This window comes from Rhodococcus aetherivorans (assembly GCF_025722975.1).
Classification (GTDB): domain Bacteria; phylum Actinomycetota; class Actinomycetes; order Mycobacteriales; family Mycobacteriaceae; genus Rhodococcus; species Rhodococcus aetherivorans.
Genome location: NZ_CP106982.1, coordinates 3,619,951 through 3,643,010, shown reverse-complemented (window position 1 = coordinate 3,643,010; position 23,060 = coordinate 3,619,951). Strand labels below are relative to the sequence as shown.

19 protein-coding genes are annotated in these 23,060 nt (G+C 71.0%); 8 read left to right on the top strand and 11 right to left on the bottom strand.

Going from position 1 to position 23,060, the window contains the following annotated elements:
- Positions 1 to 31 precede the first annotated feature (31 nt).
- Positions 32 to 736 (top strand): catalase family protein, encoded by a 705-nt coding sequence (locus OCS65_RS16360; RefSeq protein ID WP_006940995.1) that lies wholly within the window; start codon positions 32 to 34, stop codon positions 734 to 736.
- A gap of 71 nt (positions 737 to 807) precedes the next feature.
- Here the strand turns inward: OCS65_RS16360 and OCS65_RS16355 are convergent, their stop codons facing one another.
- Both OCS65_RS16355 and ctaD read right to left on the bottom strand, forming a co-directional pair.
- Positions 808 to 1,302: a hemerythrin domain-containing protein gene (locus tag OCS65_RS16355; protein ID WP_043798129.1), complete on the bottom strand. Its 495-nt coding sequence runs from the start codon at positions 1,300 to 1,302 to the stop codon at positions 808 to 810.
- 98 nt (positions 1,303 to 1,400) lie between these two features.
- Positions 1,401 to 3,149 carry an aa3-type cytochrome oxidase subunit I gene (gene ctaD, locus OCS65_RS16350; RefSeq protein ID WP_029543495.1) on the bottom strand — a complete coding sequence of 583 codons (1,749 nt, stop codon included), beginning with the start codon at positions 3,147 to 3,149 and terminating at the stop codon, positions 1,401 to 1,403.
- 301 nt (positions 3,150 to 3,450) lie between these two features.
- On the opposite strand from ctaD, the gene OCS65_RS16345 reads away from it, so the two are divergent.
- Together OCS65_RS16345 and OCS65_RS16340 are read left to right on the top strand one after the other, a co-directional pair.
- Positions 3,451 to 3,867 carry an Hsp20/alpha crystallin family protein gene (locus OCS65_RS16345; protein ID WP_029543498.1) on the top strand — a complete coding sequence of 139 codons (417 nt, stop codon included), beginning with the start codon at positions 3,451 to 3,453 and terminating at the stop codon, positions 3,865 to 3,867.
- 613 nt (positions 3,868 to 4,480) lie between these two features.
- A complete protein-coding gene (locus tag OCS65_RS16340; RefSeq protein ID WP_029543500.1) occupies positions 4,481 to 4,825 on the top strand; it encodes a J domain-containing protein in 345 nt (114 codons plus the stop codon).
- Between the two features lie 65 nt (positions 4,826 to 4,890).
- Here OCS65_RS16340 and OCS65_RS16335 read toward each other — a convergent pair whose 3' ends face one another.
- The 7 genes from OCS65_RS16335 to OCS65_RS16305 form a co-directional block, all read right to left on the bottom strand.
- Entirely contained in the window at positions 4,891 to 6,054 is a 1,164-nt protein-coding gene (locus OCS65_RS16335; RefSeq protein ID WP_065922605.1) for an amidohydrolase, read from the bottom strand.
- A 30-nt stretch (positions 6,055 to 6,084) separates the two neighbouring features.
- On the bottom strand, positions 6,085 to 7,992 hold the full coding sequence (locus tag OCS65_RS16330; RefSeq protein WP_263507297.1) for an alpha/beta hydrolase family protein: 1,908 nt from the start codon (positions 7,990 to 7,992) through the stop codon (positions 6,085 to 6,087).
- Complete coding sequence (locus OCS65_RS16325; protein ID WP_043798243.1) at positions 7,989 to 9,773, bottom strand: N-acetylglutaminylglutamine amidotransferase; 1,785 nt, start codon at positions 9,771 to 9,773, stop codon at positions 7,989 to 7,991. Before OCS65_RS16325 ends, OCS65_RS16330 begins: the two co-directional genes overlap by 4 nt.
- Before the next feature lie 30 nt (positions 9,774 to 9,803).
- The gene (locus OCS65_RS16320) at positions 9,804 to 12,419 is read right to left on the bottom strand and encodes a carboxylate--amine ligase/circularly permuted type 2 ATP-grasp protein (RefSeq protein WP_102800603.1); all 2,616 of its coding nucleotides are present in this window, start codon (positions 12,417 to 12,419) and stop codon (positions 9,804 to 9,806) included.
- Positions 12,420 to 12,535: 116 nt separating this feature from the next.
- Positions 12,536 to 13,753 (bottom strand): hypothetical protein, encoded by a 1,218-nt coding sequence (locus OCS65_RS16315; protein WP_263507295.1) that lies wholly within the window; start codon positions 13,751 to 13,753, stop codon positions 12,536 to 12,538.
- Positions 13,750 to 14,097, bottom strand: coding sequence for a type VII secretion target (locus OCS65_RS16310; RefSeq protein ID WP_006930619.1), 348 nt, complete (start codon positions 14,095 to 14,097; stop codon positions 13,750 to 13,752). Before OCS65_RS16310 ends, OCS65_RS16315 begins: the two co-directional genes overlap by 4 nt.
- 35 nt (positions 14,098 to 14,132) lie before the next feature.
- Positions 14,133 to 14,810 (bottom strand): TetR/AcrR family transcriptional regulator, encoded by a 678-nt coding sequence (locus tag OCS65_RS16305; RefSeq protein ID WP_065922601.1) that lies wholly within the window; start codon positions 14,808 to 14,810, stop codon positions 14,133 to 14,135.
- A gap of 199 nt (positions 14,811 to 15,009) precedes the next feature.
- Here OCS65_RS16305 and OCS65_RS16300 point away from each other — a divergent pair, with 199 nt between their 5' ends.
- From OCS65_RS16300 to OCS65_RS16285, 4 genes are read left to right on the top strand one after another with little or no spacing between them, the layout of a single operon-like run.
- The gene (locus tag OCS65_RS16300; RefSeq protein ID WP_037200858.1) at positions 15,010 to 16,554 is read left to right on the top strand and encodes an amino acid permease; all 1,545 of its coding nucleotides are present in this window, start codon (positions 15,010 to 15,012) and stop codon (positions 16,552 to 16,554) included.
- A gap of 1 nt (position 16,555) precedes the next feature.
- Positions 16,556 to 17,395 (top strand): urea amidolyase associated protein UAAP1, encoded by an 840-nt coding sequence (locus OCS65_RS16295; RefSeq protein WP_251550915.1) that lies wholly within the window; start codon positions 16,556 to 16,558, stop codon positions 17,393 to 17,395.
- Positions 17,396 to 17,397: 2 nt separating this feature from the next.
- A complete protein-coding gene (locus tag OCS65_RS16290; RefSeq protein WP_006930633.1) occupies positions 17,398 to 18,054 on the top strand; it encodes an urea amidolyase associated protein UAAP2 in 657 nt (218 codons plus the stop codon).
- The gene (locus tag OCS65_RS16285) at positions 18,051 to 20,021 is read left to right on the top strand and encodes a 5-oxoprolinase/urea amidolyase family protein (RefSeq protein ID WP_006930635.1); all 1,971 of its coding nucleotides are present in this window, start codon (positions 18,051 to 18,053) and stop codon (positions 20,019 to 20,021) included. The genes OCS65_RS16290 and OCS65_RS16285 overlap by 4 nt, the downstream gene beginning before the upstream one ends.
- 60 nt (positions 20,022 to 20,081) lie before the next feature.
- On the opposite strand, the gene OCS65_RS16280 is transcribed toward OCS65_RS16285, so the two are convergent.
- On the bottom strand, positions 20,082 to 20,441 hold the full coding sequence (locus tag OCS65_RS16280; RefSeq protein WP_029543516.1) for a RidA family protein: 360 nt from the start codon (positions 20,439 to 20,441) through the stop codon (positions 20,082 to 20,084).
- 74 nt (positions 20,442 to 20,515) lie between these two features.
- Here OCS65_RS16280 and OCS65_RS16275 point away from each other — a divergent pair, with 74 nt between their 5' ends.
- The gene (locus OCS65_RS16275) at positions 20,516 to 21,535 is read left to right on the top strand and encodes an Rv2578c family radical SAM protein (protein ID WP_029543518.1); all 1,020 of its coding nucleotides are present in this window, start codon (positions 20,516 to 20,518) and stop codon (positions 21,533 to 21,535) included.
- 79 nt (positions 21,536 to 21,614) lie between these two features.
- Here OCS65_RS16275 and OCS65_RS16270 read toward each other — a convergent pair whose 3' ends face one another.
- Positions 21,615 to 23,030, bottom strand: coding sequence for an amino acid permease (locus OCS65_RS16270; RefSeq protein WP_029543520.1), 1,416 nt, complete (start codon positions 23,028 to 23,030; stop codon positions 21,615 to 21,617).
- Between the last annotated feature and the right edge of the window lie 30 nt (positions 23,031 to 23,060).

Genomic DNA, 23,060 nt, shown 5'->3' with positions numbered 1-23,060 from the left:
GGGCTGTGGGTACCCCGGGTATGCGGGGCGCATGATCTCGCTGCACTCGGTGTTCTCCGGGCCGTTCCGAGCCGCCTCCGCGCTGCGCGGGGCGCGGGTGTTCCATCCACGTGGGGTGCTCTTCCGGGGCGTCGCGGAACTGGATTCGCGGTGGTGGCCGGTTCCGGCACCGGCGCGGGTGCCGGTCACCGCGCGGCTGTCCGGCGCCGTGGGCACGCCCGACGGCGTGCCCGACATCCTGGGTCTGGCGTTGCGGTTCTCCCTCGAGGACGGCCCGTGGGACATCCTGCTCGCCACCCTGCACGTGCCCACCAGGGCGGTCCTGCTGCCGGCCCGGGGCTGGTCGACCGCGCGGTACGGCTCCCTGATGGCCTATCGCACGAATGTCGACCTCGCGCCGCGGTGGATCTTCGCGTTCCCGGAGGGCGACCAGCCGTCCTCGACGTCCGTCCTGGAACTGGCCCGGCACGGCGTCCCGTTGCTGTTCTCGTTGCACGTGGCCTCGGCCCGTGGGCCGCTCGTGCCGGCCGGCCGCGTCACGCTCGAGTCCGCGGTGCCCGCCTCCGACGAGGCCCAGCCGTCGTTCGATCCGGTGCTCAACCACCCGGCGGCCGTCGAGCTGTGGCCGCGCTGGCTCGTGCCGTTCCGCCGCGACGCATACCGCGGCAGCCGCTCGGGACGCGGGGCATCCGACGCGTCCGCGCGGAGCGGTTTCCTCGACACTGCCGGAACGTAGTAGCCGGGGGTGCAGAGCAACTCTGCACCCCCGGCCTTCGTGGGCCGGACCGGAACCGGTCCGGCGACGCGTCAGCTCACGACGGCGTCGATCGTCTTCTTCAGGGCCGAGGGCTGCGCGGGGGAGTGCGGGGCCTTCTCCTTCAGCTCGAGCATCCGCGCCCCGATCTCCTGTAGCTGCTTACGGCCGAGTGCCTCCCGCACCCTCGGGAACCACTCCTCTTCCTCCTCCTCGATGTGGTGCTCGACGTTCTCGATGAGGACGGTCGTCTTCGCGTCGAACCGCTCGGCGTCGGGTTTCATCCCGGCCAGCTCCGTCACGAGGACGTCCGCGACGTGGTGCTCCTCGAACGATTCGAGGATGTCCGATTCGAGGTCGGGCAGCAGCGCGCGCACCTCGGGGTACATGCCCTCGTTCTCGATGTAGGTGTGCACCGTCAGCAGTTCGATGATCCGGCCGACGATCCGGCCCTTCTCGTCGCCGTCGTCCGCTCCGCGGAACTCGCGGAACAGCTTCCGGATCTCCTTGTGGTCTTCCTTCAACAACACGATCGCGTCAGTGGACACCAGGCCTCCCGCCGAAGTGGTTCTCGAATGCCCGCCGCCGTGAGGGGCGTGCGCTCCAGATACCCCGGCGGGAGCCCGATTACACCGATCCGTCCGAATCAGGTGCTCGGCGGTGTCCGCTCGGCGGTGTCCCGGACGTGGGGCTCCTCGGCCACCTCGGCGGCGTGGCGCCGGCCGACGCCGACGTGCGCCTCCGCCCGCATGGTCTCCACCATGTGCGGGTAGTGCAGCTCGAACGCCGGGCGCTCGGAGCGGATGCGCGGCAGCTCGTAGAAGTTGTGCCGCGGCGGCGGGCAGGTGGTGGCCCACTCGAGGGAGTTGCCGTAACCCCACGGGTCGTCGACGATCACCACCTGCCCGTACCGGTAGCTCTTGAACACGTTCCACAGGAACGGCAGGGTCGACACGCCGAGGGTGAAGGCACCGATCGTCGAGATGGTGTTGAGGGTGGTGAACCCGTCCGACGGCAGGTAGTCGGCGTAGCGGCGCGGCATGCCCTCGTTGCCCAGCCAGTGCTGCACCAGGAATGTGGTGTGGAAGCCGAGGAAGGTCAGCCAGAAGTGCCACTTGCCGAGGCGCTCGTCCATCAGCCGCCCGGTCATCTTCGGGAACCAGAAGTAGATGCCCGAGTAGGTGGCGAACACGATGGTGCCGAAGAGCACGTAGTGGAAGTGCGCGACGACGAAGTAGGAGTCGTGGACGTGGAAGTCCAGCGGCGGGCTGGCGAGGACCACGCCGGTCAGGCCGCCGAAGAGGAAGGTGATGATGAAGCCGACCGCGAACAGCATCGGGGTCTCGAACGTCACCTGCCCCCGCCACATGGTGCCGATCCAGTTGAAGAACTTCACGCCGGTGGGCACCGCGATCAGGAACGTCATGAACGAGAAGTACGGCAGCAGCACGGCGCCGGTGGCGTACATGTGATGCGCCCACACGGCCATCGACAGGGCGCCGATCGCCAGGGTCGCGTAGACCAGGCCGGTGTAGCCGAAGATCGGCTTACGCGAGAACACCGGAATGACCTCGGAGATGATGCCGAAGAACGGCAGCGCGATGACATACACCTCGGGGTGGCCGAAGAACCAGAACAGGTGCTGGTAGAGCATCACCCCGCCGTTGGCCGGGTCGTAGATGTTGCCGCCGAGCACGCGATCGACCAGCACTCCCATGAACGCGGCGGTCAGCAGCGGGAAGATCAGCAGGATCAGAATCATCGTGATGAAGATGTTCCAGGTGAAGATCGGCATCCGGAACATCGTCATACCGGGGGCACGCAGGCACACGACCGTGGTGATCATGTTGACCCCGCCGAGGATGGTGCCGAGACCGGCGACGGCCAGACCGGCGAACCACAGGTTTCCGCCGACACCGGGGCTGTGCAGGTCGTCCGCGAGCGGAACGTAGGAGGTCCACCCGAAGTCCGGGGCGCCGCCCGGGGTGACGAGGGAGAAGGCCACGACGGAGGCGCCGAACAGGTACAGCCAGTAACTGAACGCGTTCAGCCGGGGGAACGCGACGTCGGGCGCGCCGATCTGCAGCGGCAGGATGTAGTTCGCGAACCCGAACACGATCGGGGTCGCGTACATCAGCAGCATGATGCCGCCGTGCATGGTGAACAGCTGGTTGTACTGCTCGTTGGACAGGAACTGCATGCCCGGGACGGCGAGTTCGCTGCGGATCAGCAGGGCCATCAGCCCGCCGATCAGGAAGAAGGCGAACGAGGTCACGATGTACATCAGCCCGAGCATCTTCGGGTCGGTCGTCGTGACCAGCTTGTAGAACGTCGAGCCCTTGGGCGCATACCGCGGCGGATACGGGCGAACGGCCTTCGTCTCGGTGACAACCATGGTGCCTCCTTGCGCCTCCCGGGGGCGGCGATGTCGCTGCGGCGCCGGGCGCTCCGCTCGGCCTGAGACGGCACCCCGGAACGACCGCGGCATCATGCGGTAGGTCGAGCGTAACCGGCACCGGCCGCGCGCGGGAGGTTTTGCGAGGCGGATTGTCGTCCGTCCGCGCGGAATTCGAGGGGTTTCCGGGAACAATTCCTTGCCCCGCTGTGTTGTGAGTGGTACAAGAAAGGTGTAGCGGCCAGCATAGATCGACCGCTCTCCTCAACCGGCACGAAGAGAGTCTGTGGAGGTGGAAACGATGTTGATGCGCACCGATCCGTTCCGCGAGCTCGACCGCTTCGCGCAGCAGGTTCTCGGCACGGCGGCCCGTCCCGCGGTGATGCCCATGGACGCCTGGCGTGAGGGCGACAAGTTCGTCGTCGAGTTCGATCTGCCCGGCGTCGCCGAGGATTCGCTCGACCTCGACGTCGAACGGAACGTGCTGACGGTGCACGCAGAGCGGCCGGCACGCGACCAGAGTCAGGAGATGGTGGCGGCCGAGCGCCCGCGCGGTGTGTTCAGCCGGCAGCTGTTCCTCGGCGAGAACCTCGACACCGACAACATCGAGGCGACGTACGACGCCGGCGTGCTGAGGCTGACGATCCCGGTCGCGGAGAAGGCCAAGCCGCGCAAGATCGAGATCGCGGTAGGCGACAAGAAGGCGATCGACGGCTGATCCGTCCGAGGCGTGTCCCCGGGAGACGACCATGGACGAACTCGACCTGATTGCCGAACCGCCCGTCGGGCAGCCGCCCACCGTCGACGGCGTGGACCTCGAGCTGCTCCTGCTCGATCTCGAGCTGGAGATGCTCGAGTGGCCCCGGCCGCGACGACCGGGGGCGGACCCGAGGTGCCGGACCGCCGCGGTCCGTCGTCCGCGGGGCGCGGCGCGCACCGCGGGACCGCCGGGTCGAGCCGGGACGCGGGCTCCGGGGGAAGTGGTTGCCACGCAGCGCTCTCCTCCGGTCCGTACCGGATCGGCCCGCCGAAGCCACGTAGTAGCGAAAGGACGGTGATACGACATCGCAGCAGAGTCGCCAGGCGTTGACGTGCGTGCCGCCCGCCCGGACGGCAGCCACGAGGCGCTGGGCGGGGCACCGGCCCGGAGCCGGTGACCGGGCAGCGCACCGCCGGTATTCGGCACACACAGTGCGGGCCGCACCCGATCATCGCCGACGCCCGGCCACCCGCCGTTCGTACCCATCCACGCGGCGGGTGGCCGGGCGTTCGCTCCTGTCACGCGCCGTCACGCCGTTCGGGCGTCGACAACGGAAGAGAAGGGCGGGGCCGTGTCCGGCAGGGAACCCGATCTCTACGCCGTGCTGGGCGTGCCCGGGTCTGCCGGGCAGGCGGAGATCACCGCGGCCTTCCGCCGCAAGCTCCGCGAGCACCACCCCGACCTCCGCAGCCCGGATGTCCCTTTCGGTCCGGATCCGGACGAGCAGCTGCGCAGGATCGTCGCGGCCTACGCCGTCCTGCGCGATCCGCACCGCCGCGCGGAGTACGACCGGCGCCGTGCCGACACGGCCCCCCGGCCCTCCGCGCGGACCGTCCGGGTGACCGTGCGTCGCTCGGACCCGCCCCCCGCGGCGGATCCGCCCATCCGGGCCGGACCCGTCCGTCGCCACCGGTGACGGCGCCGCGCGGGCGCTTCCCCCGAGCGAATGTATCGCTCACTCGATCAGTCCGACAGCATGGTTCATTCGCTCGCGTCAGGCGTACGAGGTTCGTACTTGCCTCCGTAGGCGAGGGCCAGCAGGGTGCGCGCCCCGTACACCAGGGCTCGTTCGTCCAGTTCGAAGTCGGGCTTGTGGAGATCGTGTCGCGGACTCGTCCCGTCCCAGACTCCCAATCGAGCCATGGCTCCCGGGACGTTCTCGAGATACCACGCGAAGTCCTCGCCGCCGCTGGACTGTCCCGCCTCGGCCAGATTCTCGAGGCCCACCACGGACTCGATCGCGGCGAGCATCTCGGCGGTTGCCTCGGCGTCGTTGACCACCGGCGGCACGCCCTGCACGTAGTCCAGTTCGTGGTCCACCGCGTAGGGCGCGAGCAGTTCCGCGACGCTGCGCCGCACCAGCGGCTCGACCGTCGCCCACGTCCGATGGGACGCGCTGCGCAGCGTGCCCACCAGTTCACCGGACTCGGGGATGGCGTTGCCGACGTGGCCGGCGTGGATCCGGCCCCATGTCAGCACGGTGGCGGTGCGGGCGTCGAGGCGCCGATCGAGCACCGACGCCAACCCGGTCACCAGCACGCCCGCCGCGTGGATCAGGTCGCCGGTCAGGTGCGGGCGGGCCGAGTGGCCGCCGGGGGAGGACAACCGCACCGTGAGAACGGCCCCGGACGAGGTGATCGGCCCGGCGCGGGTGGCGAGCTTGCCCGCCTCGAGCTGGGGGGCGCAGTGCAGGGCGAAGATCCGGGACACCCCGGCGAGGCCACCCGCGGCGACGACCTCGAGGGCACCACCGGGGGTGGTCTCCTCGCCGGGCTGGAAGATCAACCGCACCCGCTGCGGGGGCGGATCCGCCGCGAGCACGGTGGCCGCCTCCAGCAGCATCGCGGTGTGGGCGTCGTGCCCGCACGCGTGACACACGCCCTGCACGGTCGACGCGTACGGCAACCCGGTGGTCTCGGTCAGCGGCAACGCGTCGAGGTCGGCCCGCAACCCGATGCATCCGGTGGTGTCCGGGCCGACGTCGCACCACAGGCCGGTGCCGCCGGGCAGCGTCACCGGGTCCAGCCCGAGCGAGACGAGCTGATCGCGCACCAGGGCGGTGGTCCGGAACTCCGCGAACGACAGCTCCGGGTGGGCATGCAGGTCCCGTCGCCAGGCGACGAGGCGGTCGTGGTCGATCGTCATCCGTCGAGAACTCCGTCGGTTCGGTGACATCTACGGGCCGGCCGTACCGAGCCGGCTCGTCAGCCAGTTCACCATGGCCTCGGCGAGCACGTCCCTGTTCTCGCGTTTGACGATGTCGTGGCCCTCGTCGTCGAACAGGAGGAACTCGGCGATCCCACCCCGGTCCCGTACCGCGGCGACGATCTGCTCCGACTCGCTGACCGGCACGTTGGTGTCGTGCGCCCCGTGCACCACGAGCAGGGGTGCCTGCAGTTCCGCGATCCGGTGGATGGGGGAGAGCTCGCGCAGCAGTTCCCGGTCGTGCACCGGATGCCCGTACTTGGGGTAGGCCGCCGCCGCGATCCACGGCTCGGTGTTGGCGTAGAAACTCTCGAGGTCGCTCATCCCGCAGATCGCTATCCCGGCGGCGAACAACTCGGCGTGGAAGGTCAGCGATGCCAGCGTCAGGTAGCCGCCGTACGATCTGCCCGCGCACGCCACCCGGGCGGGATCGGCGATGCCGTGGTCGACGAGGTACTGCACGCAGTCGGCCACGTCGTCGATCCCGGCGAACCGCCCGTAGCGGTCGTCGGCGTGCATGAACGTCCGCCCGAAACCGCCGGACCCGCGCACGTTCGTCCCGAAGACCGTGAATCCCGCCGCCACGATCGCCGGGTAGTAGTCGCTGTATCCGGGCCGTTCCTGGGCTTCCGGTCCGCCATGGAAGTACAGCAGCACCGGGCCCGGGCCGCCGCCCTGCGCCCGATACAGCCAACCCGAGAGCGGCGTCCCGTCCCCTGCCGGGAACTCGAGCAGCGTCGGCAGATCGTCGTCGTCCATCCGGGTCCGCGCGGCCTCCGCGGGGCCCCACTCCCCGGTCCGCGGATCGACGATCTCCACCGAAGGCGGCATTCCGGGACCCTGCACGGTCACCGCCAGCAGCGAGCCGTCCGCGCTGATGCTCAGTTCGGACGCCACCAGTCCGGGCAACCCGAGAGGGTCGTCGAGCGAGCCGTCCGCCAGGTGCAGGATCTGCAGCTGGCTCAGACCCTTGTGGTTCCACAGCAGGGCTACCGTGCTGTGGTCGTCGCTCACGGCGAACTCGTCGAGATCGCCGTCCTCCCGCTCGGCCAGCACCCGGTACGACACGCCCTCCGACGACACCGCCACGCCCAGCAGCCGCGCGAACTCCGCGCCGTTGTCGCTGCGCACCAGCGAACGCAGATATCTCTCCGGTTCGCCGTCGCTGGACGCCCACGGCGAACGAAGCTGGTCCACCATGCCGAGCAGCCGATGGTCGTCGAGAATGACCCCGGCGTCCGTGGTGGAACCGACGTCGTTGGGTAGCAGCGCAATCCGCGTGCCGTCCTCGTGCAGCAGCAGCAACTCCCGGTGGCCGCGCGGACCGACCCGCAGCAGCGCCGACCCCGACCACGCGTCGACGAGGTGACCGCCGACGCGGCGATCGAGCACCACGGTGTCCTGGGTGTGCGGGTCCACCAGCCGGGATTCCGCCACCCCCTCCTCGTCGGTGGCGACCGTCGCCACCCGGTTCCCGTCCCACCCGACGAGTTCCGTCGACGAGTCCCCGGCCGACCCGAGGCGGCGGGCGCCGCGGTCGTCGGGGTCGGTGCTCACCACCCATACCTGGGTGCGCGTACCGGCGTCGGGCGCCACCTCGCACGCCAGCCAACGGCCGTCCGCCGAGTGCATGATCCGGGTGACCGGCCCGTCCACCGGCAACTCGACCCACCGCGCCGCGCTCGTGGCGCGGCCGGACAGGAACCGCTGCACCGCACGGGGATAGCCGCCGTCGTCGACGAGATGAGCGATCGCCGTGCCGTCCGGCGCGACCGACGCACCCGACGTGAAGCGGATGTGGCGCGGCTGTGCCGCCGCGGCGGTCGTCGCGGCATCCGGTGTTCGCGCCACCGGGGTCGTCTCCGTCTCGCCGCTCACAGCTGTTCCATTTCCTGGAGCCACATTTCCAGCAGGGCCACCTGCCACAGGGCGTTCGCCCCGAGGGTGGTGCGATGCCGGTTCGGGTCGGCGAGCAGCGCGTCGAGTGCTTCGGGCCGGTACAGCCCGCGGTCGCGGGCGCTCCGGCTGTGCAACGCATCGCGCACCAGGGTCAGTACGTCCCCGTCGAGGTGCCGGATGCCCGGCACCGGGAAGTAGCCCTTGGTCCGGTCGATGATCTCCGCCGGCAGGTGCTTGCGGCTCGCCTCCTTGAGGACGCCCTTGCCGCCGGAGGCCAGCTTCAGTTCGGGCGGGCAGGTCGCGGCCAGTTCGACGAAGTCGTGGTCGAGGAACGGCACCCGCCCCTCGAGGCCCCACGCCATCGTCATCGTGTCGACCCGCTTGACCGGGTCTTCGATCAGCATGACCGTCGTGTCGAGACGCAGCGCCGCATCGACCGCCGTCGCCGCCCCCGCCGCGGCGTGCTGCTCGGCCAGGAACTCGCCACTCGCGTCGTGATCGAGGGAGTACCGAGGGTCGAGCAGCGCGACGATGTCGGCGTGGGTACGGTCGGCGAACACCTTCGCGTACGCCTCGGCGGACCGTTCCCGGGCCACCTCCGTCAGCGGCGGATACCAGTCGTAGCCGGCGAGGATCTCGTCGGCGCCCTGCCCGGACTGCACCACCTTCACCGACTTGCTCACCTCCTCCGACAGCAGGTAGAACGCCACGCAGTCGTGGCTGACCATCGGCTCGCTCATCGCCGCCACGGTCTTCGGCACCGCCGGCAACAGCCGGGACGAGTCGATGTGGATCTTGTGATGGACGGTGCCGAACCTCCGCGCCACGAGATCGGAGTAGACATACTCGTCCCCGGATTCGCCACCGGCCGGATCGAATCCGATGCTGAACGTGGCCAGGTCTCGCTGGCCCTGCTCCGCGAGCAACGCCACGACCAGGCTCGAGTCGATGCCTCCCGAGAGCAGCACCCCCACCGGCACGTCGGCGACCATTCGCCGGCTCACCGCGGTCCGCAGCGAATCCAGCAGTGCTTCCTGCCAATCCACGGCCGTCCACGTCGTCCGCGCGGGGTCCCGCGTGAATGCGGGCTCCCAATAGCGGTGCTCGGTGCTGCCACCGTCGGGCTCGATCACCCGCACGGTCGCCGGCGGCAGCTTCCGGATCCCCCGCAGCATCGTGTGCGGTGCGGGCACCACCGAGTGGAAGCTCAGGTAGTGGTGCAGCGCGACGCGATCGACGGTGGTGTCGACCTCGCCGGCGCGGAGCAACGCCGGCACGGTGGAGGCGAAGCGCAACCGTCCCGGGCCCTCCGCCAGATAGAGCGGCTTGATGCCGAGCCGGTCGCGGGCCAGGGTCACCGCGCCGGTGTCGGTGTCGTGCACGGCGAATGCGAACATGCCCTTGAAGTGCTGCACGCATTCCGCGCCCCAACGGTGGAAGCTCTTGAGCACCACCTCGCTGTCCGCCGTCGAGAAGAACCGGTAGCCGGCCCCCTCCAGTTCCGAGCGCAGCTCCCGGTAGTTGTAGATGCACCCGTTGAAGACCAGTGCCAACCCGAGCTCACTGTCGATCATCGGCTGGCTGCCGCGCGCCGACAGGTCGATGATCGTCAGCCGCCGATGCCCGAACGCCACCGATCCGCGCGCGTGGAGGCCGGCCGCATCGGGGCCCCGGGCGCTCATGGCGTCGGTCATCCGCCCGACCGCGGCCACGTCCGGGGGAGCCCCGTCGAAGCGCATCTCCCCACACACACCGCACATCGTGCTCTCCTTCCGGCTCACGCCCTCCGGTTATTCGTCGCTGCCCGCGCCGCGTGGGGGACCGAGCACCCAGGTGTCCTTCCCCCCGCCGCCCCGGGACGAATTGACGACCATGCTCCCGATGGGGGCCACCCGGGTCAGCGCCGCCGGAGCGACGTGGGCACGCACCGACGGCCCCTCGGCCCGAAGATGAACGAATGCGCGCAGGTCGATATGGTGCGGAAACAGGCCGCTCCCGTCGAACGTCGGATGCGTCGACAACGGCACGACCTCCTGCGCGACGTATCGCTCCGGGTGGGTGAGCAGGTCCCGACGCCGCTCCAGCAGTTCGTGTCGCGACGCTTCCGGGCCGATGGTGATTCCGGCGCCGCCGAACCCGTCGATCGGCTTGACCACCAGCTCCGCCAACCGGTCGAGGACGTAGTCGCGTTGCTCACGCTCGGCGCACACCCACGTGGGTACCTGCTCGAGGATCGGCTTCTCGCCGAGGTAGTACTCGATCATTGCCGGCACATACGAATAGACGGCCTTGTCGTCCCCGACCCCGTTCCCCAGGGCATTGGCGATCGTCACGTTGCCGGCCTGCAGCGCGGCCCGAAGCCCCCTGCGCAGCGGGTGCCCGTCGTGCCCGATCGAGGACAGCAGCATGTCCTCGTCGAGGCGGACGTACAGCACGTCCACTCGCGTGGCCTCGCGGCCCCGGTGTCGGTACACGACGTCGTCGCGTACCGACAGTTCCCCGGTCAGCACGAGGGGCAGTCCGGACTTCTCGGCGAGCAACCGGTGCTCGAACCATGCCGAGTCCTTCCACCCGGCGCTGAGCAGCGCCACGGAGACGTCCGGTCCCGCGGCCGCGGCGGGCGCCGCCGCCTGCAGCGTCTGCCGCGTCATCTCCGGCATCGAGTCCACGGACATCACGTCGGCCGGCATGCCGAGGGCCCCGAGGAACCGGGTCGTCATCGCGCGATGCGCCATCGCATACCCCACGCCCGACGGCACCCGCAGGTTGTCCTCGAGCACCACGAAGTCGCCCGGGCCCGTGCTGACGAGGTCGATCCCGCAGATGTGGGCGCGCACCGGGGGATTTGCTGCGGCGGCCCCGGTGGCCCGATAGCCCGGGGCACGGTCGAGCAACTCGGAGGGAATCACCCCGTCCCGCACCGCGGCCTGCTCGCCGTAGATGTCGCCGAGGAAGGCGTTGAGGGCCAGGGCGCGTTGCTGCAAACCCGGGACCAGGTGCGACCATTCGGTGTGCGGGACGATGCGCGGGACGATGTCCATGGGAAAGACCTGGGCACGATCCTCGCCGCTCACCCGGAACGTCACGCCGTCGACGCTCTGTTCCCGGTCGATGGACTCCTGGATGCGGCGCAGTTCGGCCGCACCGACCCGCGCCACCGCGGCCAGGACCGCCTCGTACTCGCGACGTGGACGCCCGCCGACCTCGACGGCCTCGTCGTACCGGTCGTCCACGTCGCCCGCTCGCAGCGGAACGTAGCCGTGGAGCAGGGTTGCACCGGGATCGGCGATCTCCGGCACCGCGCGCACGCGCCCCGCGGTTTCGTCGAGAAGCAGATCCACCACGTCGGTCAGGCGGCCCCGTCGGCGCAGCACCCGCCGCTGGCGGGCGGCCGAACTGCCGACCTGCAGGGCGGTCTCCGCGAGCTCCGACACCAGGGCCCAGTCGTCGTTCCCCTCGAGCTGGGGCCGGAGCGACCGGATCAGTCCGTCGACGATCTCCCGTGCCGGCCGCGGGGTGGCCGACTGCACGTCGACCAGAGGACCCTCGAGGCCGGAGCGCGAGGCGCGCCACATGGCGGCGCGCACCAGGGTCGGCGAGACGTCGAGCCCCGGGACACCGGCCCGAAGGTCGGTCACCTCCCGATCGACCAGGGCGCGGAACAGCCCGGCTATCAGCGTGATCGTGTCCACCGACGGGCAGCTGTCGCACACGCGCAGCTCGAGGGTCGGATACCGGTCCGACGGGCGGAGATCGAAGTACACCATGCCCGGGTCGGTGATCACGCCGGTCGAGACCAGGTCCGCGATGAGCTTGTCGTACTCGGCGGCCGACGACACCGGCGCGGCCGGCCCGGTACTCGGCCACCGGATCCACACCAGGTTGCGGACGCTGGCATATCCGGTGTCCGTGCCGTCGGCCCAGAACGGCGAGCTCGCGCTCAGGGCGAGGAAGATCGGCAGGAACGGGGCGACCCGATTGGCGACCTGCACCGCCTCGTCCCGGTCGGGAATGTCCACGTGCACCTGGGTGCCGCAGATCAGCTGCTCGCGGGCCAGGAGCTGGTAGTCGGCCAGCATGCGGCGATACCGCGGCGTCTCGGTGACCTGCATCTCCGCGGGCACGGCCAGTGGGACCGCGCCCGCGGCGGCGATGCCGAGGCCGAGCTCGGCGGCGGTGTCGACGAGAACGGACCGGCGGTGCACCAGATCTGCGCGGAGACCCGCGAGATCCGGAAACACGCCGCTGTTGACCTCGACGACGCAGCGCTGCAGTTCCTCGACGTAGACGTCGCCGGGCAGGCGCGCGAGCAGTTCCGGGGCGCGCGGCGTGAGACGGCGGGTCTTCGCGTCGATGAGGTGGAATTCCTCCTCGACACCAAGCTTGCGGGCACCGCCACCGAACATGCGTTTACACGCTACGCGGCCCGGATCGTCCTCGCAGAAGGAAACCGCGGGTCACGGACACCAGCGTGGCCGTCGACCGTGTCCCCGCCCCGCGCGCCGGGGCGGGGGACTCGGAATCACCAGTCGTCGCCGGCCCCGATCACCGGGGCGGTCGCCGGCGGCACCTCGCCGATCACGGCGGTGGTGTTCGCCGCGGTCACCAGGATCGTCGGACGCGCCCGTCGCGGAGCGTCCTCGTCGGCGCGTCCGGTGCCCGGGACGGCGGCGGGGAGGGGATGACGTGCGGCCGCAGCTGCGGCCGTCACCGGAGCGGACGTGGGCGGTCGCGGGCCCGACGGCGTGCCGGCGAGACCCCCGCCCGCGGTCCCCAGCGCCACGGCGCCTCCCGCGCCCAGCGCCACGGCGCTTCCGGCGCCCGGTGCAACGGCGCCTCCGGCGCCCGGTGCCACGGCGCCGGTGCTCACCGGTGCGGTCGCGGCGGTCATCGTGGGGCCGGCGGTGACGGTGCCACCCCCGAACGCCGCGGCGTGCGTCTGCGCGGGAAGGTCGTCGGACACACCGACCGCGCCGGCGACGGTGTCCACGGCTCCCGTGGCCGCCGCTGCGACGTCGGCCGGAGCCGGCAGGCCGGGCGCGGCGACGGGGGCGGGCACGGCGATGGGTGCGGCGAGGGCGTTCATCGCCGTGGTGTAGCCGAGAAGCTCACCGCGGGTGCGCGCGACCACCGCCAGTGCCGCGGATACATGCTCGGCGGCGGCGGTGAGCAGCGCGATCTGACCCGGCGGCGTCAGCGCGACGGGCGCGGTCGCGGTGGCGAAGGCCAGGAAGGACTGGGCGATCCCGCCGAGTTCGACGTTGCCCCGCTCGACACTCGCGGTGGCGGCGCGCGTGACGGCCCCGATCTCGTCGCCCCGTTCGCTCAGCTCGACCGCGGTGACCTGGGCCTGGCGACCCTTGTCGAGCGCCGCCTCGGCGGGTGCGCCCTCCCACGAGTCCGGCAGCGCGTGCAGTGCCGTGCGGGCCAGCGACGCCGCGCCGTCGAGCATCCGCGACGACTGCTGCAGGACCGCCGACGGGTCGAGCGCGTCGACGATGCCGGTACCGAACAGGTCGCCGAGGTCGCGCAGTGGACGCAGCATTTCGTCGATTCCCGGCACTGCCGGAACCGGAAGAGACTGCAGCACTTCGGTTATCGCGTCGAGCTCGGGCTCGGGCGACCACGTCGGCGGGGCCGGCGGCGCGGGCAGCGGCAGGTCGAGGGCCGGGCCGGCGGGGGACGCGCGCAGCGCGTCGAGAACGGTGGGCGAGGCGACCGGCGTCTCCTGTGCGATCATCGCGCGCCCCCGAGTCCCGCGGCGACCGCGGCGTCGAGCGCCTCGTACCGGGCGGCGGCGTCGTGCGCGGCGACACCGCCGGACGCGTAGACGTATGCCAGCTGCGCGACGGTGCGGGTGTGCGCACCCTGTGTGACGGCGAACGCCGCGACGAAGTCCGCGCCGATCAGGCCCATGGCGGGGCTCAGCGACGAGACGTTGGCCTGCAGATCCATCGCGCCCGCGCGGGCGACCTCCTCCGCGGCGCGCAGGGATGTGCTGCCGAAGGCCCGGACCCCGTCGGGTACGACACGGACGCCGCCTCCCGTCGAGAACGAGCCGACAGCGTCGAGTAAACCGCTCATGATGACCCCCCAATCAGATTCGCGTGGGCAGCACTCTAACTCGAGTCGGCGACACGGGCGACGAGCGTGCGGGCGACGTCGCGCACGGGCTCTGCGGGCGCGGTGAATCCGAGCACGCGCAGCGCCGCCTCCGCCAGCACGTCGGGCAGGTCGGCGACGGCGTCCGTGCCCCGGTCCGCGCGGATGTTGATGGCGGATTCGACCAGCCGGAACGGCAGATCGGCGCGCGGGTCGTCGGCGTCCGCGCCGGCGCCGAGGCGGTCGAGGACGGCGACCGTGAGCCGCCGGTAGCACTCGCGCAGACCGGTCCGGGCGGTGTGGAACTGTGCGAAGCGCTCGGTGCGCACCTCCGGAAGCAGGTACAGCGCACCGAGATTCCAGCGTCCCGCGACGAGCTGCGCGGTGTCGAACAGCGCCAGGGCGTACAGCCGCGCCTCGGCGGGCGCGTCGTCGCCGAGGTGCTCGCAGAACGACAGGGTGGGGGCGACGGTCTGCTCGAGCAGCGCCGCGAGGATGTCGTCCTTGGTGGCGAAGTGGTTGTACAGGGAGGCCTGCCGGACGCCGACCGCCTCGGCCACGAGCCGCGTCGAGGTCGACGCGAATCCACGGGTGGTGAACAGTTCTGCTGCGGCGTCGAGAATTTCGGCGCGCGCGGTGGAACCGGGCCGGCGTGGCCGGTGCAGTCGGGGGCGTCCGGGACGGGCGTGGGTCACGTCCTCGACGATGGCACAGATCGGACGGTGACAGCGCCCCGGGCGGGCGGTGAGCAGACCGTCACACGGAGGAAACGTCGGTCACGAACTCGTTACGCCGCGGTCATTCGGACAAGACGTGACCTCGCGAAAACTGTCACTCGACAGTTTTTCGACGGTCACCCGGCCGCCGCCACCGCGCACAGAAACGGACACCGCCATGAGCCTGACGCTCACCCGGCCGGCTGCCGCTGCACCGACCGCCTCGCACCAGGACGCGGGCGACTTGGGCGAATTCGGCTACCAGCAGCAGCTGCACCGCAACCTCGGCAAGTTCGCCTCCTTCGCCGCCGGCTTCTCGTTCGTCTCCATCCTGACGACCATCTTCCAGCTGTTCGGCCTCGGCTTCGGCTTCGGCGGCCCCGCCTTCTTCTGGACGTGGGTGGTGGTCTTCGCCGGTCAGTTCATGGTCGCCCTGAACTTCGCCGAACTCGCGGCGCGCTATCCGATCTCCGGGGCGATCTATCAATGGGCCCGCCGGATGGGCGGCGAGGTGGTCGGCTGGTTCGCCGGCTGGTTCATGATCCTCGCCCAGATGGTCACCGCCTCGGCCGCCGCGATCGCCCTGCAGGTGGTCCTGCCGAACATCTGGAGCGGATTCCAGATCATCGGCGACGACCCGTCGCTGACCTCCTCCTCCGGCGCCGCCAATGCCGTCCTGCTCGGCTCGGTGCTGCTCGTGCTCACCACGATCATCAACAGCATCGGCGTGAACTGGATGTCGCGGATCAACAGCATCGGCGTCACCTGCGAGATCGTCGGTGTCGTCGCCGTGATCGGCATGTTCTTCACCCACGCCGTCCGCGGCCCGCAGGTCGTCCTCGACACCGGCGTCACCGGGGAGGCCCCCGGCTACGGCTGGGCGTGGATCGTCTCGGGCCTCATGGCCGCGTACGTCATGGTCGGCTTCGGCTCGGCCGGCGAACTCGCCGAGGAGACCCGCAACCCGCGGCGCGTCGCACCCCGCACCATCCGCCTCGCCCTGTCGGTCTCCGCCCTCGGCGGCGGCCTGATGATCCTCGGCGCCCTCATGGCCGCCCCCAGCCTCACCGACGGCCGCCTCGCCGCCGAGGGCCTGCCCTACGTGCTCGGCGCCATCCTGTCCTCACCGTGGGGCACGCTGCTCCTCGTCGACGTCGCCATCGCCGTGTTCATCTGCACCCTCGCCATCCAGACCGCCGCGTCGCGCCTGATCTTCTCGATGGCCCGCGACGAGCGCCTGCCCGCGTCGAAGATCCTCTCGCACGTCAACGCCCGCACCGGCACTCCCATCGCGCCGGCCGTGCTGATCGGCGTGGTGTGCATCGGCATCCTCGCGGTCAACATGGGCAACAGCGCGATCTTCGCGACCCTGTCGAGCGTGTGCATCGTGCTCATCTACCTCGCGTACCTGATGGTCACCGTGCCGCTGCTGCTGCGCCGGCTGCGCGGTTGGCCGCACGACGGCACGGCGACCGACGCCGACGGCGACCCGCTGTTCTCCCTCGGCCGATGGGGTCTGCCCGTCAACGCCCTCGCCGTCGCGTACGGCCTGCTGATGGTGATCAACCTGTCCTGGCCGCGCGCCGAGATCTTCAACCCGGACGGCACCATGCCGCTGCTGCAGTGGGCCGCACCGCTCACCGTCGCCGCCGTCGTCGCTCTGGGCGCCCTGTGCTTCCCGCGCCGCGCCGCGCACCCGAACCCCGTCACGATCGGAGCCTGAGATGACCGGCGTCCTCGACACCGCCACCACCCACGCCGCCAAGGCGCACGCCCGCGCGCAGGCCGGCACCGTCACCGACGGCATGCCCACCGTGCCCGCCACCGCGTACCCCACCCCGCCCGGCGGCCGCACCGCCGCCATGACCTGGGCGGAGACCGTGCCCGGCGGCCGTTACACCGGCAAGGTCCTCGCCCGCGGCACCCGGCTGCGGCTGCGTGACATCGACGGCGCCGCCTGCGCCCACCTGCTGCTCTTCCGCGCCGACGCCCCGCACGAGCGGCTCAACGTCGCCGACACCGTCAAGGTGCCGTGGCAGGCCTACCTCGGCGTCGGGCACCCGCTGCTGTCGGACCAGGGCCGGGTGCTCGCCACCGTCGTCGCCGACACCTCCGGCCGCCACGACGCCCTGTGCGGCACCACGAACCTCGCCGGGAACACGGCGAAATACGGGGCGGGCAGCCTGCATTCGCACGCCCCCGCCGGGCGGGAGCTGTTCACCGTCGCCGCCGCGAAGCACGGCCTCGCCCCGCGCGACCTGCCGCCGTCCCTGTCGTTCTTCCACGGCGTGCGCGTCGCGGCCGACGGGGCCCTGACCAGCACCGGCACCGCCGGCGCCGGAGCCTGCGTCGAGCTGCTGATCCACCTGCCGGTGATCGCACTCATCGCCAACACCGCCCACCCCCTCGACCCGGCACCCGGGTTCCCCACCACCACCCTCGAGGTGCTCGCCTGGCGCGCCCCGCGTGACCTCGACACCCTGCCGAACACGGACCCCGAATACCGGCGCGCCGTCCTCAACACCGAGGACGCCTGGACTGCCGCCACCGGAACGGAGCACTGATCATGACCTCGACCCTCGACCTGCCGGCGCTCGTCCCCGGGACCGTGATCCGCGACGAGATCGCCGGCGCCCGCGGACCGTGGTCGGCCGTCGTCGCCGCCGGCGACGTGCTCACCATCGTCGATCTGCACGGCAACCAGGCCGTCGACACCCTGATCTACGACGCCCACGACACCACCGTCCGCTACAGCGCCGCCGCCACCGTCGCCGCGCAGGGCAACCTGTTCCTCACCGCCGGCTCGGTGCTGCGCGCCGCCGACGGCGAGGAACTGATGACCCTCGTCGCCGACGAGGTCGGCAACCACGACACCGTCGGCGGCGCCTGCTCGCAGGAGTCGAACACCTTGCGCTACGGCCACCACACCAAGCACCAGCACGCCTGCGTCGAGAACTTCCTCGTCGAGGGTGCCCGGTGGGGCCTGGGCAAACGCGACCTGGTGTCCAACATCAACTTCTTCATGAACGTGCCCGTCGACCCCGACGGCACCCTCGGCATCGTCGACGGACTCTCCGCGCCCGGCAAGCGCCTCGCACTGCGCGCCGACCGCGACGTGCTCGTCCTCGTCTCCAACTGCCCGCAGATCAACAATCCGTGCAACGGTTTCGACCCCACCACGGTGCGGATGATCGTCACCCGACCGGAGGCCCGACCGTCATGACCACCAAGATCACCGTCGACCGTCCCGGCATGCTCACCACGGTGCAGGACTATCCGGGCCGCACCGGGTACTGGCAGATCGGGGTCCCGCCCTCCGGCCCGATGGACGACCTGTCGTTCCGACTCGGCAACGCCGCACTCGGCAACCCCGAGGGCGCGGCCGGCCTCGAATCCACCATGGCCGGGCCGGCCCTGCGCTTCACCGATGCCACCGAGGTGTGCGTCACCGGCGCCCCGGCGACCGTGACGGTGAACGGCACGGTGGTCCCGCAGTGGCGTCCCGTCACCGTCCCCGCCGGCGGCGTGCTCGACGTCGGCGCCGTCGCCGGCCCCGGCCTGCGCGTGTACGTACTCGTCGGCGGCGGACTCGACGTCCCCGAATTCCTCGGCAGCGCAGCCACCTTCACCCTCGGAAGGTTCGGCGGCCACGAGGGCCGCACCCTCACCGAGGGCGACGTGCTCGTCGTCGGGGAGGTCGCGACCGGCGCGGCCGTCCCGGTGCCGGCCGAACACGTGCCGGCCATGACCGCCCGCTGGGAGATCGCCGTCACCGAGGGCCCGCACGGCGCTCCGGAGTTCTTCACCCGCAGCGACATCGACACGCTCTACGCCACCGACTACGAGGTGCACTTCAACTCCGACCGCACCGGCGTGCGCCTGACCGGGCCGAAGCCGCAGTGGGCACGCACCGACGGCGGGGAGGCCGGCCTGCACCCGTCCAACATCCACGACAACGCGTACTCCGTCGGTGCGCTCGACTTCACCGGTGACACCCCCATCCTCCTCGGGCCGGACGGCCCGAGCCTGGGCGGATTCGTCTGTCCCGTCACCGTCGTCGCCGCGGACCGGTGGAAGCTCGGCCAGCTCGCGCCCGGGCACACGGTGCGGTTCGTGCCCGTCCGCGCCGAGCACGCCGCGTCGCGCCGCGCACTCGGCGTCGCCCGTCGCGCCGGGCTGTCGCTGGTGGTCTCGCCCGGCGGCGACGGCGACGACGGCGTCCTCGCCCGCCGCGACGGCGACACCGCCGTCACCTACCGGCGCAGCGGCGACGACAACGTCCTGGTCGAATACGGTGACATGACGCTCGATCTCGCGCTGCGGGCCCGCGTGCACGCGCTGCACCGGCGGCTCGACACCGAACGCCCCGCGGGCCTGCTCGAACTCACCCCCGGCATCCGGTCGCTCCAGGTCAAGGTCGACCCCGACGTGCTGCCGGTGCCGACGCTGCTCGATCTGCTCGCCGAGGCCGAGGAGCAGCTCCCGGCGAGCGACGAGCTCGTGGTGCCGAGCCGGCGGGTGCGCCTGCCCCTGTCGTGGGACGACCCGGCCACCCGCGAGGCGATCCAGCGGTACATGCACGGGGTGCGGGCGGATGCGCCGTGGTGCCCGTGGAACATCGAGTTCATCCGCCGGATGAACGGCCTCGATTCGGTGAACGACGTGTTCGACACCGTCTTCGCCGCCGACTACATGGTGCTCGGTCTCGGCGACGTGTACCTCGGGGCGCCGGTCGCGACCCCGCTCGACCCGCGGCACCGGCTCGTGACGACCAAGTACAACCCGGCCCGCACGTGGACGCCGGAGAACGCCGTCGGCATCGGCGGGGCGTACCTGTGCATCTACGGCATGGAGGGCCCGGGTGGCTACCAGTTCGTCGGCCGCACGACCCAGGTGTGGAACCACCGCCACCCGCAGGCCGCGGGCCCGTTCGAGGCCGGCACACCGTGGCTGCTGCGCTTCTTCGACCGGATCTCCTGGTATCCCGTCGAACCGGAGGAGCTGATGGACCTGCGCGCCGACCTCGCGGCGGGCCGCGGCGGGGGAGTGGACATCACCGACGGCACGTTCTCCCTGGCCGAGCACCAGCGGTTCCTGGCCGGCAACGCCGCGTCGATCGACGCCTTCCAGCAGGTGCAGTCGGTGGCGTTCGCCGCCGAGCGCGCCCGCTGGGAGGCCGCGGGCGCGTAGCACCGGTGTGTCCTTCGGGCTGTTCCTGCCGCCCGAAGGACACACCGGCGGCGCAGCCGCCTACACGACGGCGTCGGCCTCGATCTCGATGAACAGGCCCTTGTCGATGAGGCTCGAGACCTCGAGGATGGTGGAGGCCGGGCGGATCTCGCCGAACACCTCGCCGTGCACGAGCGCGGCCTCCTCCCATGTCGACATGTCGGTGAGGTACATGCGCGTGCGGATCACGTCCGTCAGCGAGGCGCCGGCCTCGCCGAGCGCGGCCTCGATGGTCTTCAGTGCGGCGCGCGTCTGATCGGCGAGCGTGTCGCCGGCGCCGGTGGTGCCGGACACGGCGATCTGGTTGCCGATGCGCACGGCGCGGGAGTAGCCGATCCTGGGCTCCCATTCGGAGCCGGACGAGATGTTCACACGGGTCATGGCCCGGAATTCTGTCAGGCCGCCCCCGCCGCCCCGCGCTTGACTGTCCTTAGCACGTATGTTCGACTGGCTGCATGCGGTGGGCGGCACAGACTCTCGACGTCGACGACGGCGCGCTCCCCGGCCTCGAACGGGCCGGGCTCGTCCGCAGCGTCCAGACCCCCGAGTTCGAGGGCATCACCTTCCACGAGGTGCTGTGCAAGAGCGCGCTCAACAAGACCCCCGAGGCGTCGAACCTGCCGTTCCGCTTCACCGTCAACACTTTTCGCGGCTGCTCGCACGCGTGCCGATACTGCTTCGCCCGACCGACCCACGAGTATCTCGACCTCGACGCGGGCCGCGACTTCGACAGCCGGATCGTGGTCAAGACCAACGTCGCGGCCGTGCTGCGCCGCGAACTCGCGCGACGGTCGTGGAAGCGCGAGCACGTCGCCCTGGGCACCAATACCGACCCGTACCAGCGGGCCGAGGGCCGCTACCGGCTGATGCCCGGCGTCATCCGGGCCCTCGCCGAATCCGGCACCCCGTTCTCGATCCTGACCAAGGGCACGCTGCTGCGCCGCGACCTGCCGTTGCTCACCCTCGCCGCCGGGCAGGTCGACATCGGCGTCGCCGTCTCCCTCGCGATCGGCGAGCCCGACCTGCAGAAGCAGATCGAACCCGGCACCCCGTCGCCCAAGGCACGTCTGGACCTGATCCGGGCCGTCAGCGACGCCGGGCTGCCCTGCCACGTCATGGTCGCACCGGTCATCCCGTGCCTCACCGACTCCACCCGGCACCTCGACGATCTGCTCGGTGCGATCTCGGCGGCGGGGGCGACCGGCGTGACGGTGCTGCCGATGCATCTGCGCGGCGCCACCCGCGGCTGGTTCCTGTCGTGGCTGGGTCAGGAGCACCCCGCCCTGATCCGGCGGTACCGGCAGATCTACGGCCGCGGCGCGTACGTCTCACCGGAGTACAAGACGTGGTTGAAGGACCGCGCCGATCCGCTGGTGTCCCGCTACGGGCTCGGCGCGCGCGTGGCCGAGCACCGGCGCCCGGTCGCAGCGCCGCCGCGGCCGGCAGCCGAGTCGGCGGACCCCACCCTGTTCTGAGCGGCGCTGCGGAACTCGGGACACGACGTCGCCCCCCGGGGTGAGGCAGGTACCCGCGAGGGCGACACCGGCCGGTCGGTCAGGTGGTTTCCGGGACCACGTCGGCGACGCCGGCGTTCGCGTCCACCGGCGCAGCCGGAGCGGCACTGCGGCGCTGCCGGTAGACGCCGACTCCGACGACGACGGCGGCGAGGGCCGAGGACGTCAGCATCTGGCTGCGCGTGCTCTCCAGGGCGATCATGCCGGCGCACAGCGCGACGATCGCCGCGATGGTGAACCAGGTGAGGTACGGGAAGAGCCACATCCTCGGCGACAGCTCCCGGCCCTGGGCCTCGAGCGAGCGGCGCATGCGCAGCTGGGACGCGGCAATGACGAGCCACACGAACAGGGCGATCGCTCCGGAGGAATTGACCAGGAACAGGAACACCGTCTCGGGGTAGAGGTAGTTCAGGCCCACGGTGAGGAAGCCGACCACGGTGGAGACGAGAACCGCGTTGCGGGGCACACCGGACCGCCCGATGGTGGCCAGCGACGGCGGGGCGTCACCGCGGCGCGACAGGGAGAAAGTCATGCGGCTGGCGGTGTACAGGCCCGAGTTCAGGCACGAGAGCACCGACGTCAGCACGATGACGTCCATGATGGTGGCGGCCGCCGGGATGCCGAAGGAGTCGATGACCGCCACGTACGGGCTCAACGCCACCGAGGCGTCGTCCCACGGCAGCAGGGTGACGACGACGGCGATCGAGCCGATGTAGAAGATCAGGATCCGCCACACGACCGACCGCACCGCCTTGCGCACCGCCTCGGCCGGGTTGGCGGACTCGCCGGCGGCGATGGTCGCGATCTCGGCTCCGAAGAAGGAGAACACCACGACGAGGACCCCGGCGAGTACGGCACCTGTCCCGTTGGGGAAGAAGCCGCCGTGACCGGTGAGGTTGCTCAGTCCCGGCGCCTCGACGCCGGGCAGAAAGCCGCAGATCGCGAGGACGCCGAGCACGAGGAACGCCACGATCGCCGTGACCTTGATGGCGGCGAACCAGAACTCGAACTCGCCGAACGACTTCACCGACGCGATGTTGGTCAGCGTCAGCACGACCATGAGCACCAGCGCCCACGTCCACTGGGGCACGCCGGGAATCCAGCGGTTCATGATCACCGCGCCGGCCGTCGCTTCGATGCCCAGGACGATGATCCAGAACCAGGCGTAGAGCCATCCGATGGAGAACCCGGCCCATCGGCCGATGGCCCGGTCGGCGTACGCCGAGAACGACCCCGTCTGCGGATTCGCCGCCGCCATCTCGCCGAGCATGCGCATGACGAGCACGACGACCACCCCGGCGAGTGCGTAGGCGACCAGCACCCCGGGACCGGTCTCCCGGATCGCAGCGCCCGAGCCGACGAACAAGCCTGCACCGATGACACCCGCGATCGCGATCATCGACAGGTGCCGCTTCTCGAGCGTGTGCCTCAGCTCGGGCTGATCGCTGTTCGACATGGGAACCCCTTCACAACCAGGTTTGGTATC